We start from the raw sequence: 13,096 nt of genomic DNA, 5'->3' as shown, positions 1-13,096 counted from the left end.
CCTTTTAAATCAACTACATCAACGGAAGTCTGCCGATAATCGCCGATTCAACGCGAATACTTCAATTTTTTTGACAATATTGCTCACCCCCTATATTGTCTTGATTGTCGCTATATGTGCCTTTGCGACAATGCCTCTGCGCCTGTATGATGTGCGTATGAGCAAGGTCATTTATATATTGGACGGCGGTTCGTGAACCGCTGGCAAGCCATTTCGGAAGTCGTGAAGGCCTTCCTTGATGATGGCTCGCCCGTGTTGGCTTTCATCTGCGTTTTGCTATTCCTTTCTGTCCCAATAGTACTCTTTTCTATCGCGATTGCGTTCGGCGCTCCGGAGACGATCGCCGAAGTGGCGACTCTTGCGCTGAGCACTAAAGCGCCCGGCGCAAACTAAGAATGAGCGCTACTCGCAGGCGGCGAGTGATCGGCGCAACCAACCGCTCCCCCGCGCGTTACCCCATGCATGACAGCAGAAATCCGCTGGTTCTGGGCGCGGCTTAACGCGAATTACTGGTTCTATCCCGCGCTCTTCGCGATTGGCGGAGGGGCGCTGGCTTTCCTGCTCGTCTGGCTCGACCGCAACGGCTTTGCCGCCTTCCTGAACGACATGGAGTGGCTCACGCCCGCGCGGCCGGAGGGGGCATCGAACATGCTCACGGTCATCGCCGGGGCGATGATCGCGGTCGCTTCCACCGTGTTTTCGATCACCATCGTCGCGGTGTCCTATGCCAGCAGCACTTACGGCCCGCGCCTGCTGACCAATTTCATGGAGGACAAGGGCAACCAGCTCAGCCTCGCGACCTTCATCGGCACTTTTGTCTATGCGATCACCGTGTTGCGGACGATCCGCGCGGAGGACGAGAGCGCAGCCGACGCGGCTGAGGCCGCTGCAACCGCCCTGCCCGGCTTCGTGCCGCAGCTTTCGCTGCTCGTCGCCTACCTCCTGATGGCGCTGTCGGTTGCGGTGCTGGTGTTCTTTCTCAACCACGTCCCCTCCGGCATCCGCATTGCCAATGTGCTGGAAGGGATCGGCAAGCGGCTGATCCAGGGGATCGAGAAGACCTATCCGGACGAAGGCTCGGACGATGGCCCCACCACCAGCCCGGAAGGCGAGCCGCTCCATGCCGACCGTCCCGGCTATGTCCAGCTGATCGAATTTACCGAGCTTGCACGCATCGGAGACGAGCACGATTGCGATATCGCGCTGAAAGTGCGCACGGGCGATTTCGTCCATGACGGAATAGAGCTGGCGCAATTGCGCGGCGGCAAGCTGGATGACGATATCCGCAATAAGCTGCGAGAGCAGTTCAATCTCGGCCCCGCGCGCACGCCGGAACAGGACCCGCAATTCCTGATCGACGAGCTGGTGGAGATCGGCCTGCGCGCCCTCTCCCCCGGCATCAACGATCCCTTCACCGCAATCACCGCGCTACACTGGCTGGGCGCGGCGACGGCCGAGCTGGGCCAGCGGCGGCTGGAAAAGCGGGTCTGCGAGGAGGATGCGGAGACCTGCCGCGTCTTCCCCGTGCCTGATGATTTCGATCACTATGTCGCGCGCGGCTTCGGTGCGATCCGCAGCGCGGCGGCGACCAACCCGCTATCAACCAAGGTGATGCTGGACGTGCTGGCCAAGGCCGCACTGGCAATCGGCCCAGGAGGACGCGCGAAACGGCTGGAGCGCGAGGCGCACGACCTGCTGGACCAGGCAAGGCTTTCGATGGGCGGTCCCGACCTGGCGGAAGTCGAACAGGCCTATACGCTGCGCAGGGCGGAAATGCCCGCCTGAGCGACCAGCGCCTACTCGGTGGGCTCTCCTGCCGCCGGAAGGCCCGCCTCCTCGACGGTCGCGGGTTCCGGCGTTTCCCCGGAACCGGCTTCCGCATCCACGGAACCGGTGGCTGCGTCAGCGCTGGGCGTCGCCGGCACTTCGCGCAGCAATGGCGGTTGCGAGCGCACGCGGTCTGTGGCGATCATGGAATCGTCGATCGAGCCGGGCAGGATCTCGCCCGACGCCTCGCGCGCGTCATCCCCGGCAGGCTCCTCCACCTCGTCCCCGCAGGATGCCAGCAGCATCAGCGCGGGAATAGCCAGGGCCAGGCGTCGGTGGTGACCTCTTGTCGTCACGTATCGTCCTCCAGCGCGGCGAGAAAAGCGCCGCTCGTTTCCCGCAATGCCTCATCCCACTGCCCGGGCGCAAGGTCGATCCCGAGCCGTTCGAGGCTGGTGACGCCAAACTCGTCAATGCCGCAGGGCACGATGCCGGTGAAATGGGAAAGGTCGGGCGAAAGGTTCACCGAAAAACCGTGCATCGTCACCCAGCGCCGCACGCGCACGCCGATGGCGCCGATCTTGGCCTCGCGTCCGTCAATGTCCGTCGTCCAGATGCCCACCCTGTCCGGCACCGCCCAGCTTTCGACGCCGAAACCCGCCAGCGTCTCAATCACCCAGCGCTCCAGTCCATGCACGAAGCGGCGCACATCCTTGCCCCGGCGCGACAGGTCGAGCAGCACATAGCCCACGCGCTGGCCCGGCCCGTGATAGGTGTGCCGCCCGCCGCGCCCGGTTTCCACCACGTCGAAACGCGGGTCGAGCACTTCGGCAGGGTCCGCGCTGGTCCCGGCAGTATAGACCGGCGGGTGTTCGAGCAGCCAGATCAGCTCGGCCGCCTCTCCCGCACGGATCGCCGCATTGCGCGCTTCCTGCGCGGCCAGCGCCTCGCGATAGGGGACGGGGCTGTCTGACATGCGCCATTCGGGCGCCTCAGGGGGAAAGGGGGTATTGTCCATCGCTGGGCGATTGCGTGAAGCAGCTTGCGCGGTTTATCAAGCTACTTGCACGAAGGAGGGACAGGCCCATGAATTTCGACATGAACCGCACCTGGTCGCAAGGCGTTGCGCTGGTGCAGGCCAATTGGCAATTGCTGGCGGTGATCGCGGGGATCTTCCTGCTGATCCCGGGCATGCTGATGTATGTCGCCTTCCCCGACCTGATGACCGGCCTGCAGGGTAATCCCGATCCCGACCGGCTTGCCGCCATGTTCGGCGAAGTCGCCGGATCGCTTGTTATCTATGTTATCTTCGCCGTAATCTTCCAGATGATCGGCTATACCGCGATGATCGCGCTGATGGGCGCGGATCGCCCCACGGTGGGTGAGGCGCTGCGGCTGGGCGCGCAATGCCTGCCCACGCTGATCGGTGTCCTGCTGCTGATGATCCTTGCTTACATCGCCATCGGGATCGCGCTGGTGATTGTCACCGGGCTGGTAAGCGCGGTGGTCGGCCTGATTGGCGGCGGGGCGCTGGCAGCCGTGCTGGGCGTGATCATCGCCATCGCGATGATGGTGGTGATGCTCTACGTTTCGGTCCGTTTCTGCCTGACGACGCCGGTCGTCGCGCTGGAGGGACAGCGCAATCCGGTGGCGGCAGTGAAGCGCTCCTGGACGCTGACGGGCTCGCATTCGCGGCGGATCTTCGGCTTTTTCGCCCTGCTGTTCATTGCCTATCTCGTCATCAGCCTGCTGATCGGCGCGGTGGCCGGGCTGCTTGCATCGGCATTCGGAGGCGGCAGCGCGACCAATATCGTGCTGGGCCTGACCAATGGCGCTATGGGCGCGGTAGTGGCGATGATCCTCTGCGGCCTGCTCGTTTCCATGTACCAGCAGCTGGCCGGCAGCGGGTCCGAGAGCCTTTCGAAAACCTTCGACTAGATCTTTTTGCGGAGCGCGTGCCCGCTCAGTCCTGCCAGCCCCAGGCGAGCACGCAGGGCGGGATATTCGCCCACACGCGGGTGGAGGTGACGCGCGGGAAATGGCGCGCGGTCAGCGCACGCGCGGCGCCCGCATATTGATAGGTCAGGAAAGCCCCGCCCTTGCGGATCACCCGTGCCGTGGCAGAGGCGATGGCCGGGCCTACGCCTTCGGGCAGGGTCGAGAAGGGAAGGCCCGAGAGGACATAGTCCGCCTTCTCATGACCGATCGAGCGCACGATATCCTCCACATCCTCGGCCGAACCAAGCACGGCGTGGAAACGGCTGTCCGAGATGGTCTTGCGCAAATATTCGATGAAGAGCGGGTTGGTGTCGATCACCAGCAACTCGCCATCGCGCGGCAGGCGGTCGAGCACGGGCTGGCAGAACGTGCCCACGCCGGGGCCATATTCGACGAACAGCTTCGTATTTGCCCAGTCGACGGGCTCAAGCATCGCCTTGATGACAGCCGGGCTGGACGGCAGGATCGCACCCACCATGCGCGGATGTTCAAGGAAGCCGCGGAAGAACACGCCGGCCGGGCCGAGCGCGCGCTTGATCTTCTCCTTGAGACGCGGAATGCCGCGACTCCGGGCCAGTTCATTGCCGTTCATTGGAAGAATGCAGCCCCCTGAAAGGCCGTGCACGTGATGCGTCGCTGTGTCACAAAGCAAGCCTCGCAAAATGCGCGAAGCATTGCAACGTCTTGGCGGTAAATTGTCCCCATCACCGGATCAGGTGATGTCCGCGATGCGTTCGGGTGGACGGCACAACCGCACGCCTTTTGCCGTCTCCACCAGCGGCCGTTCGATCAGCTTGGGATCGGCGGCCATGGCATCGAGCACCGTGTCGTCATCCGCATCTGGCAGGCCGCGCTCCTTCGCATCGGTCCCGCCGAGCCGCAGCCCCTCGGCAGGGCGCATGCCCGCCGCCTTGTAGAGCCGGGCAAGCGTTTCGCGGCTGGGCGGGTCGTCGAGATAGCGGATGACCTCCACCTCGTAACCCTTCTCCTCCAGCACCTGCAGCGCCTGGCGTGACTTGCTGCAGCGCGGGTTGTGCCAGATCGTGGCCTTCATTTGCTCGCCTCTCTTCTCAATGCATTTCGTGCCTAGCCGCTCGCGGGAAGATCGCCAAGAGCTCGGATTTGCTGTTGAAAGTGCAAATGACTCTCAATAGATGCGCTTTTGAAAATCAATCTCATCAAAGCAATACACGCTAGTTTTCCGAGGGTATCTTGATCAACTCTGTTTCCTTCCGCCGCGCTGCCCTGCTCGCCACCAGCCTGAGCGCCATTGCCATCGCCCTGCCTGCCCATGCCACGGACGATGCACAGCGCGACTATCTTGGCACCGAGATCGTCGTGACCGGGGAGCGTGACGGCTATGCCGAAACCGACGGATCCACCGCCACCAAGACCGCGACCCCGCTGATCGACGTGCCGCAGGCCGTCAGCATCATCACCGCCGACCAGATGGAGGATCAGGGCGTCACCCAGCTGAACGACGCGCTGCGCTTCGTTCCCGGCGTCAGCCTGGAGACGGGCGAAGGCCACCGCGACGAGGTGTTCATCCGCGGGCAGGAAACCACCGCCGACTTCTATCTCGACGGGTTGCGCGACGATGCGCAATATTACCGCTCGCTCTACAACGTGGAACGCGTCGAGGTGCTCAAGGGCGCCAATGCGCTGATCTTCGGCCGCGGTGCGGGCGGCGGCGCGATCAACCGCGTCAGCAAGACCGCGCAAACCGGCACCAGCTTCGTGGGTGCCGCTGCGGAGATCGACACATTCGGCGCCTTCGCCCTGTCGGGTGACGTGAACACACCGCTGTCCGAAGGTGTGGCGCTGCGTATCAATGGCACATACGAAGAATTCGACAGCCACCGCGATTTCTACGAAGGCCGCTTCTTCGGCTTCTCTCCCACGCTGACGATCAATGCCGGTCCCGATACGCGCCTCACCGCCAGCTACACCTATGACGATGACGAGCGCGTGGTCGATCGCGGCGTGCCCAGCTTCAATGGCCAACCGCTGCAAGGCTATGACGAGACCTTCTTCGGCGATCCCGATTACAATCTCAGCGATGTCGAAGTGCATATCGCCCGCCTGCGCGTAGACCACGACTTCTCCAGCGCGCTCGCCTTCAATGCGAGCCTGCAATATGCCGATTACGACAAGTTCTATGCGAACCTCGTCCCCGGTGGCGGCACCACCGCGACCACGGCGACGCTTTCCGGTTACGAGAGCGGCACCGATCGCGAGAACCTGATCGGCCAGGCCAATTTGATCGGCACGTTCGAGACCGGCGCCATCGGCCACACGCTGCTGGTGGGTGCGGAATTCACCACTTCGGAGACCGACTCCATCCGCGACCGCGCACGCTTCAATGGCGGCGCCGATACCTCGATCACCGTGCCGCTGGCCGATGTGATCGCCCCGCCCGCCTTCATCCTGGAGCCGCAGCGGGCCGGCACCTCCGACCTCAACACCTTCTCCTTCTATGTGCAGGAGCAGATGGACCTCGGCGTAGTGCAGCTGATCGGCGGTGTGCGTTATGACGAGTTCGACCTCACCTCCTCCGACATCATCGGCGCTTTCGATGCGGAGCGGAAGGATTCGCGCTGGAGCCCGCGCCTCGGCGTCGTGGTGAAGCCGGTCGAGCATGTCTCGATCTATGCCAGCTGGTCGGAGACCTTCCTGCCGCAATCGGGCGACCAGTTCACCGTGCTCAACGCTACCAGCGCATCGCTGGAGCCGGAGACTTTCGAGAACCTCGAAGCCGGCGTGAAGTGGTCGATCCAGCCCGAGCTGTTCCTGACCGCCGCCATCTTCCGCCTGACGCGCGACAACACTCAGGCACCCGACTCGGCCAATCCGGGTCTGGTCGTCGCGCTGGGCGAAAGCCAGGTGGATGGCTTCGAAATCGGGCTGGCGGGCGAGCTGGCACCCAATCTCAATGTCAGCCTCGGCTATGCCTATCTCGACGGCGAGATCACGCAGACGACCACCTCCGCAGTTGCCGGCACGCCGCTGCAGCAGGTGCCCGAGCATCACGTCACCGCCTGGGCGCGCTACGACGTGACCGAACGCTTCGGCATCGGCGCGGGCGTGGTCCACATGTCGGACCAGTTCGCCAGCAGCAGCACCAATGTCGTGCTGCCTTCCTATACCCGCGTGGATGCGGCGCTCTATTTCGACGTCAGCGAACAGGTTTCGCTGCAGCTGAATGTCGAGAACCTGTTCGACGAGGAATATTACCCCTCGGCGCATGGCGACAACAACATCCAGCCCGCCGAGCCGCTGAATGCGAGCATCGGCGCAAGGCTGCGCTTCTGAGTTGAAGTATGACCGGCCCGGTGCGCTGCGAGGCGCGCCGGGTCAGCTCATTCCGCGCTATCGGCCCGCAAGGCAGGAACCGCGCGGGCAGCATCCTCCATATCGATACCCGGCGCAGGCGCGGCGCTGATCCGTTCCCGGCGGCGCGCGACGCGCCCGGCCCGCTGGATCGCGCGGACGAGGCGCGGGTAGACGCCGCAGCGGCACAAATTCGGCACGGCTTCCCTGACATCCGCCTCGGACGGATCGGGATTGCGCTGGATCAGCGCGGCGGCGGCCATCACGATACCCGGCGTGCAGAAGCCGCACTGGATCGCCTGCTCCGCCACCATCGCCTGCTGCACCGGGTGGCTGCGATCCTCGCTCAGCCCCTCGATCGTGGTGATGAAGCGCCCCTCCGCTTCGGCCAGGGTGATGAGGCAGGACCGCAGCGCCTCGCCATCGACCAGCACCATGCAGGCCCCGCAATCGCCGACGCCACAGCCATATTTGCTGCCCGTGAGGTTCGCCGCATCGCGCAACGCCCACAGCAGCGGGGTCTGCGGGTCCATGTCGAAACGGACCGGCCGGTCATTGACGGTCATCTGGGTCATGAGGGGTCAGGCAATACTCAGTTGCGCCAGGAGCTGTCGATCTTGTCGATCCGCCGCGTCCAGGCACGGAAATCGAGCTTGCCGAAATCGTCCACCAGCATCAGGTCGCGGTCGCGCTGGTGCACCTCGATCACTTCGGGCGGAACGATGATCGGTTCACCGATCGAATAGGTCTTCACCTGCACCTCGCAAGCACGCTGGAACATATAATAGAGGAAAAACATCTCGTAGATGGTCTTTCCCATCAGAACCGGGCCGTGATTGCGCAGCATCAGCACCTGCTTGTTGCCGATATTCCGCACCAGCCGCTCGCTTTCCTCGTTGCGCACGGTGATGCCTTCGAAATCGTGATAGCCCACCAGCCCTTCGAAGAAGCAGCTGTAGAAATTGTGCGGCGTCAGCCCTTCCTTCGAACAGCACACCGCCATCGTATCGGGCGTGTGCGTATGGACGATGGCATGCGCCCAATCGAGCGCCTTGTGGAAGGTCGCATGCTGGGTGAAGCCCGCCAGGTTCACGGGGTAAGGGCTCTCCGCCAGCTTGTTGCCCTGCGCATCGATCTTGACGAGGTTGGAGGCGGTCACCTCGTCCCACATCAGGCCGAAGGGATTGATCAGGAAGGCATCGCGTTCACCGGGCACGCGCAGGGTGATGTGGTTATAGATCCCCTCGCACCAGCCCATGTGATCGAAGATGCGATAGCAGGCGGCAAGGTCCAGCCGCGCCTGCCATTCCTCTTCGCTGCAATCGATCTTCGGTTCGCCCGTATCGGGCTTCAACTGAGTTGCCATCCGCTCTCTCCCTTTTCGGGGCAGATTACACAGCGAGATTGACTTTGTCGCCCTAATTGGCGAGCCAAGCGCGGCGTGACCGGTCGCAGGCTGGCAGCAGGGGAGGATTCGATGGCAGATGAGCTCGGCTTCGGCCAGCCGATGGGTGGCGTGGCGCAAACGGCATTCATTGTGCCCGACCTCAGGGCCGCGATCGGCCATTGGGTGCGCGACATGAAGGCCGGCCCCTTCTTCGTCCTGCCGAATTTGCTGACCCCGGGACAGACCTATCGCGGCAATGAAAGCACCGCCGACATCGCTCTCGCCATGGGCTTTGCCGGGCACATGCTGATCGAGCTGATCCAGCCGCTCGACGACAATCCCAGCGTCTACCGGGAAACCCGCAAGCTGCGCGGCTGGGGCTTCCACCATCTCGGCATCGCCTGCGCGGATGTGGATGCCGCCAGCGCCGACTACCAGACCCGCGGCTACCACGAAGCCTATCGCGCCGCCGTGCCGACGGGCGGCGAAGTGGTCTATCTCGACAACGGATCGGGCCCGGCCTCCGGCTTCCTCGAATTGCTACCGGTCACCCCCGGCATGAATGAGACTTTCACCCGCTTCTGGGAAGCGAGCCGCGACTGGGACGGCTCCAACCCCATCAGGCCCTTCGGATAGGACATAAGAACAATGGCAAGCACGACCGCGGCCGGGCAGCCGACCGGCAACTGGATGAAGAATTCACCCGCCTACCAGACGCTGCTGGTGTTCCTGCTGGCGCTGAATTTCGGCATCGTCTTCTTCGACCGGCAGGCGCTCAACGCGCTGATGCCTTTCGTGGAGCCGGAGCTGCAGCTTTCGCAGACGCAGATCGGCCTGCTCGCCAGCGGCCTGTCCTTCAGCTGGGCGATCGCGGCCTTCTTCGTCGGCCGCCTGTCGGACAGCCTGGGCAAGCGCAAGCTGCTGCTGGTGATCGCCACAATCGCCTTCTCGCTCTGCTCCTTCCTGTCGGGCATCGCCACCAGCTTCGTTTTCCTCTTTGCCGCCCGCCTGCTGATGGGCGCGGCCGAGGGCGGCGTGATGCCGATCAGCCATGCAATGGTGGCAAGCGAAGTCGATCCCAAGCGGCGCGGCCTGGCGCAGGGCGTGGCGCAGAACCTCGGTTCCAACCTGCTCGGCAGCTTCCTCGCCCCGGTGGTGCTGGTGGCCTTCGCCACCGCCTTCAGCTGGCGTGAGGCCTTCTATCTCGCCGCCGTACCCGGACTGCTGTCCGCAGCCCTCATCTGGTTCATGCTGGAAGAGCCGGAAAAGCCCGCCGAAACCGCGGAGGAGGAGAAGGCCGGATCGGGCAATTACTTCGCCGATGTCGCCGCCGCACTGCAGGTCCGCAACATGTGGATCTGCGTGGTCGTGGGCGTGCTGATGGTCGCCCATTTCGTGACCACCTGGGCCTTCATGCCGCTCTACCTGACCGAGGTGAAAGGATACGATCCTTCCACCATGAGCTGGATCATGGGTTCGCTGGGCATTGCCGCGGCGATCTACAGCTTCACCATTGCCGGCCTGTCCGACGTGATCGGCCGCAAGCCGGTGATGGTCTGGCTGCCGCTGCTGGCCGTGCTCGGCCCGCTCGGCGCGATGTATTACGAAGGCGGCGCTTTCGGCCTTGCGGCGATCTTCTTCGTCGGCTGGGCGGTGAACGGCGTGTTCCCGATCTTCATGGCCACCATTCCTTCCGAGACCTTCAAGCCGGTCCACCACGCCACCGTCCTCGGCCTCGCCATGGGCAGCTGCGAGGTACTGGGCGGCGTGTTCGGCCCGATCATCGGCGGCGCGCTGAACGACACATTCGGCATGGACAGCTTCCTGTGGCTGCTGATCGGCCTCTCCATCGTCAGCGGCTTTGTTGCCATGGGGCTGAAGGAAACCGCGCCTGCCGTGCTGGCGCGCAAGGGGCTTGTGGCAGAGACCGTTTAGGGTCCAAAGTACTCCTTAGACATTGTCAACTTCGCCGAGTCCCGCGCCAGACGGGACCGGTTTACCGAGAGCTGCCTGAAGGAACCCTCATGCCCGAAGCACCGACTACCGAACCATGGGCCGGCACGCCGCCCGTGCCCCACGCCTTGCGCCCCGGCGCCAAGCCCGAAGCCTATATGGCCAAGATTGCGGAGGGGCCGGAAGAATATTGGGTCCCCATCGTGGAGGATGTCTATTCCAAGCCGGTATGGATCAGCCCCAGCCTCAACATGTGGGCGGACGTGCTGATGGCCAGGAAGGCCACCATCGTGAACCGGCACTACCACCCCAAGCCCATCTGGGCCTACACGATCAGCGGCAAATGGGCTTATCTTGAGCATGAATGGACCGCCACGGCAGGCGACTTCATCTTCGAGACGCCGGGCGAGAGCCACACGCTGGTATCCTATGAACACCCTGACCCGATGAAGGTCTTCTTCGTCGTCTCCGGTCCGCTGATGTGGCTGGACGAACAGGGCAACACCACCGCCCATTTCGATGTCTTCGATTACATCGCCATGGCGCGCGAACATTACGACAAGGTCGGCATCGGCGCCGACTATGTCGACACACTGATCCGATAAGGGAGACAATCATCATGGCCACCAAACTGAAAGCCCCCCCGTCCGACACCAAGGAAATCGTCGATGTGCCTTGGGCGTACCGCGATACAGTCGCACGGCTGAGTCCGGGCGGCCGCTATATCGATGCGGAAACCGATGTAGACAGCCCATGGGTTCCTTTCGGCGACAATGCCGCCATCAAGCACCTCAGCTTCGATGTGCGCACCAACACCTATTCCAACATATTGTGGATGAAGGGTCCGGGCACGATCGGCACCCACCTGCATCGCGGCACGGTGACGATGGTCACGCTGACGGGTTCGGTCCGCTATCTGGAATATGACTGGGTGGGCACGCCGGGCGGCCTGATCCTGGAAACACCGGGCGAGGCGCATACGCTGGTCACCGAACATCCCGAAGGCTGCAAGCTGTTCGGCTGGATGAACGGCCCGATCGAATTCTACGACGCCCAGGGCACCTATATGGATACGGTCGACGTGTGGTGGTTCATCGAACACTACGAGAACCACTGCAAGGAACACGGCATTCCCATCAACCAGAAGCTCTATCTGTAAGGGAGAGGTAACGATGGCCACGCAGGAAAAGCAGCTCGGCGGGATGAAGGCCCCGCCTTCGGGCGCGTTCAAGATCGTCAACGTGCCCGAAGCGCACCAGAACATGCTCGATCAATATTGCATCGCCGGCACCTATGTCGGCCCGTCGGAGGAGGAGAGCCCGTGGGTTCCCTTCGGCGACAATGCGGCGATCCGCCACCTCGCTTTCGACGTGCGCAACAACGTCTATGCCAATGTGCTGTGGATCAAGTCCAAGGGCGTGATCGGCACGCACAAGCATCGTGGCATGGTCTGGGCGATCGGGCTGGAAGGCAGTTTCCGCTATCTCGAATATGACTGGGTCTGCCGCCCGGGAGACTTCATCACCGAATTCCCCGGCCATGCGCACACGCTGGTGACTGACGAGGAAGACGGCATGAAGGCCTTCTTCTGGATGCAGGGCGCCAACGAGTTCTACGACGAGGACGGCAATTTCGTCGAAACGCTCGACGTGTGGTGGTTCATGAATCACTACGAGACCTACTGCAAAGAGAACGGCATCGCGATCAACAAGCAGCTCTACCTGTGAGCCAGACGCCGGGTACACTCGAACAGTTCGACCTGACGGGCCGCTCTGGCCTCGTCACCGGCGCAGCCTCCGGCATCGGCCTCGCCTATGCCGAGGTGCTGGCCGAGGCTGGCGCCAAGGTCACGCTGACCGATGTGGATGCCGTTGGTGCCGAGCGCGAAGCGAAGAGGCTGCGCGACGCGGGTCATGAGGCACGTGCGGCCGGGGTCGACGTGCGCAATCTCGACCAGGTGGCTAGGGCGTTCGACGGCCATGTCGCGGCCTATGGCGGCTGCGACGTCGCCTTCGCCAATGCCGGCCTCGACGTGGGTGACGGCTTCTGGACGCCCGAGGGCGACCGCAATCCGAACGGCCAGATCGACGTCTATTCCAAGGAGAAGTGGGACACCTCGATCGCGATCAACCTGACCGGCGTGTTCCACACGGTGCGCGAAGCGGCGCGGGTGATGAAGGCGAATGAGAAGAAGGGCTACCGCCGCGGCGGCTCCATCGTCATCACCAGCTCCAATGCGGCCGAGGTGAACGAGGCGATTGTCGGCGTGCCCTATATGGCGGCCAAGGCGGGCGTGAAGCACTTCATGCGCCATTCGGCCTATGAACTCGCCGCCTACGGCATCCGCGTGAACGCCATCGCGCCCGGCCCCTTCGTCACCAATATCGGCGACGGCTGGGTGAAGAAGAACCCGGCGGCGAAGAAGGCGTGGGACGAGCTGGTGCCGGTGGGCCGCATGGCCGAAACCTACCAGATCAAGCCGCTTGCCCTGCTGCTCGCCTCGGACGCAGGCAGCTACATGACCGGCAGCCATGTGATGATCGATGGCGGCATGCAGTTGGGGCCGATCAAGCCGCTGAACGACTAGGAAGATAGGACCGTCATTGCGAGCGAAGCGAAGCAATCCAGAGCGTCTCGCGATCCGGTCTGGATTGCCGCGTC

16 protein-coding genes are annotated in these 13,096 nt (G+C 63.3%); 10 read left to right on the top strand and 6 right to left on the bottom strand.

Annotated elements, in window-relative coordinates; translation table 11 throughout:
* Positions 1 to 192: 192 nt before the first annotated feature.
* Positions 193 to 393, top strand: coding sequence for a hypothetical protein (locus E5222_RS01615; protein WP_136691872.1), 201 nt, complete (start codon positions 193 to 195; stop codon positions 391 to 393).
* A gap of 69 nt (positions 394 to 462) precedes the next feature.
* Positions 463 to 1,785 carry a DUF2254 domain-containing protein gene (locus E5222_RS01610; protein ID WP_136691870.1) on the top strand — a complete coding sequence of 441 codons (1,323 nt, stop codon included), beginning with the start codon at positions 463 to 465 and terminating at the stop codon, positions 1,783 to 1,785.
* 11 nt (positions 1,786 to 1,796) lie between these two features.
* On the opposite strand, the gene E5222_RS01605 is transcribed toward E5222_RS01610, so the two are convergent.
* Together E5222_RS01605 and lipB are read right to left on the bottom strand one after the other, a co-directional pair.
* Positions 1,797 to 2,072 carry a hypothetical protein gene (locus tag E5222_RS01605; RefSeq protein WP_211196072.1) on the bottom strand — a complete coding sequence of 92 codons (276 nt, stop codon included), beginning with the start codon at positions 2,070 to 2,072 and terminating at the stop codon, positions 1,797 to 1,799.
* A 47-nt stretch (positions 2,073 to 2,119) separates the two neighbouring features.
* A complete protein-coding gene (gene lipB / locus E5222_RS01600; RefSeq protein WP_246021506.1) occupies positions 2,120 to 2,743 on the bottom strand; it encodes a lipoyl(octanoyl) transferase LipB in 624 nt (207 codons plus the stop codon).
* 110 nt (positions 2,744 to 2,853) lie between these two features.
* Here lipB and E5222_RS01595 point away from each other — a divergent pair, with 110 nt between their 5' ends.
* Entirely contained in the window at positions 2,854 to 3,705 is an 852-nt protein-coding gene (locus tag E5222_RS01595) for a DUF7847 domain-containing protein (RefSeq protein WP_136691864.1), read from the top strand.
* A 25-nt stretch (positions 3,706 to 3,730) separates the two neighbouring features.
* Here E5222_RS01595 and E5222_RS01590 read toward each other — a convergent pair whose 3' ends face one another.
* Together E5222_RS01590 and arsC are read right to left on the bottom strand one after the other, a co-directional pair.
* Complete coding sequence (locus E5222_RS01590) at positions 3,731 to 4,357, bottom strand: class I SAM-dependent methyltransferase (protein WP_136691862.1); 627 nt, start codon at positions 4,355 to 4,357, stop codon at positions 3,731 to 3,733.
* Between the two features lie 120 nt (positions 4,358 to 4,477).
* A complete protein-coding gene (gene arsC, locus E5222_RS01585; RefSeq protein WP_136691860.1) occupies positions 4,478 to 4,819 on the bottom strand; it encodes an arsenate reductase (glutaredoxin) in 342 nt (113 codons plus the stop codon).
* Positions 4,820 to 4,977: 158 nt separating this feature from the next.
* On the opposite strand from arsC, the gene E5222_RS01580 reads away from it, so the two are divergent.
* Complete coding sequence (locus E5222_RS01580) at positions 4,978 to 7,077, top strand: TonB-dependent receptor (protein ID WP_246021505.1); 2,100 nt, start codon at positions 4,978 to 4,980, stop codon at positions 7,075 to 7,077.
* A 47-nt stretch (positions 7,078 to 7,124) separates the two neighbouring features.
* On the opposite strand, the gene E5222_RS01575 is transcribed toward E5222_RS01580, so the two are convergent.
* Entirely contained in the window at positions 7,125 to 7,670 is a 546-nt protein-coding gene (locus E5222_RS01575; protein ID WP_136691858.1) for a (2Fe-2S)-binding protein, read from the bottom strand.
* 17 nt (positions 7,671 to 7,687) lie between these two features.
* Complete coding sequence (locus E5222_RS01570) at positions 7,688 to 8,461, bottom strand: class II aldolase/adducin family protein (protein WP_136691856.1); 774 nt, start codon at positions 8,459 to 8,461, stop codon at positions 7,688 to 7,690.
* 75 nt (positions 8,462 to 8,536) lie between these two features.
* Here E5222_RS01570 and E5222_RS01565 point away from each other — a divergent pair, with 75 nt between their 5' ends.
* The 6 genes from E5222_RS01565 (at position 8,537) to E5222_RS01540 (ending at position 13,022) form a co-directional block, all read left to right on the top strand.
* Positions 8,537 to 9,118 (top strand): VOC family protein, encoded by a 582-nt coding sequence (locus tag E5222_RS01565; RefSeq protein ID WP_246021504.1) that lies wholly within the window; start codon positions 8,537 to 8,539, stop codon positions 9,116 to 9,118.
* Between the two features lie 12 nt (positions 9,119 to 9,130).
* Positions 9,131 to 10,417, top strand: a complete 1,287-nt coding sequence (locus E5222_RS01560; RefSeq protein WP_246021503.1) for an MFS transporter — start codon at positions 9,131 to 9,133, stop codon at positions 10,415 to 10,417.
* An 89-nt stretch (positions 10,418 to 10,506) separates the two neighbouring features.
* Positions 10,507 to 11,040 (top strand): 2,4'-dihydroxyacetophenone dioxygenase family protein, encoded by a 534-nt coding sequence (locus tag E5222_RS01555; RefSeq protein WP_136691853.1) that lies wholly within the window; start codon positions 10,507 to 10,509, stop codon positions 11,038 to 11,040.
* 14 nt (positions 11,041 to 11,054) lie between these two features.
* Positions 11,055 to 11,594 carry a 2,4'-dihydroxyacetophenone dioxygenase family protein gene (locus E5222_RS01550; RefSeq protein ID WP_136691852.1) on the top strand — a complete coding sequence of 180 codons (540 nt, stop codon included), beginning with the start codon at positions 11,055 to 11,057 and terminating at the stop codon, positions 11,592 to 11,594.
* Between the two features lie 13 nt (positions 11,595 to 11,607).
* Positions 11,608 to 12,162 (top strand): 2,4'-dihydroxyacetophenone dioxygenase family protein, encoded by a 555-nt coding sequence (locus tag E5222_RS01545; protein WP_136691850.1) that lies wholly within the window; start codon positions 11,608 to 11,610, stop codon positions 12,160 to 12,162.
* Positions 12,159 to 13,022 (top strand): SDR family NAD(P)-dependent oxidoreductase, encoded by an 864-nt coding sequence (locus E5222_RS01540; protein ID WP_136691849.1) that lies wholly within the window; start codon positions 12,159 to 12,161, stop codon positions 13,020 to 13,022. Before E5222_RS01545 ends, E5222_RS01540 begins: the two co-directional genes overlap by 4 nt.
* The last annotated feature ends 74 nt before the right edge of the window (positions 13,023 to 13,096 follow it).

This window comes from Alteraurantiacibacter aquimixticola (assembly GCF_004965515.1).
Classification (GTDB): Bacteria; Pseudomonadota; Alphaproteobacteria; order Sphingomonadales; family Sphingomonadaceae; genus Alteraurantiacibacter; species Alteraurantiacibacter aquimixticola.
Note: the sequence above shows the minus strand (reverse complement) of the source record. Positions and strands in the feature narration are given on the sequence as shown.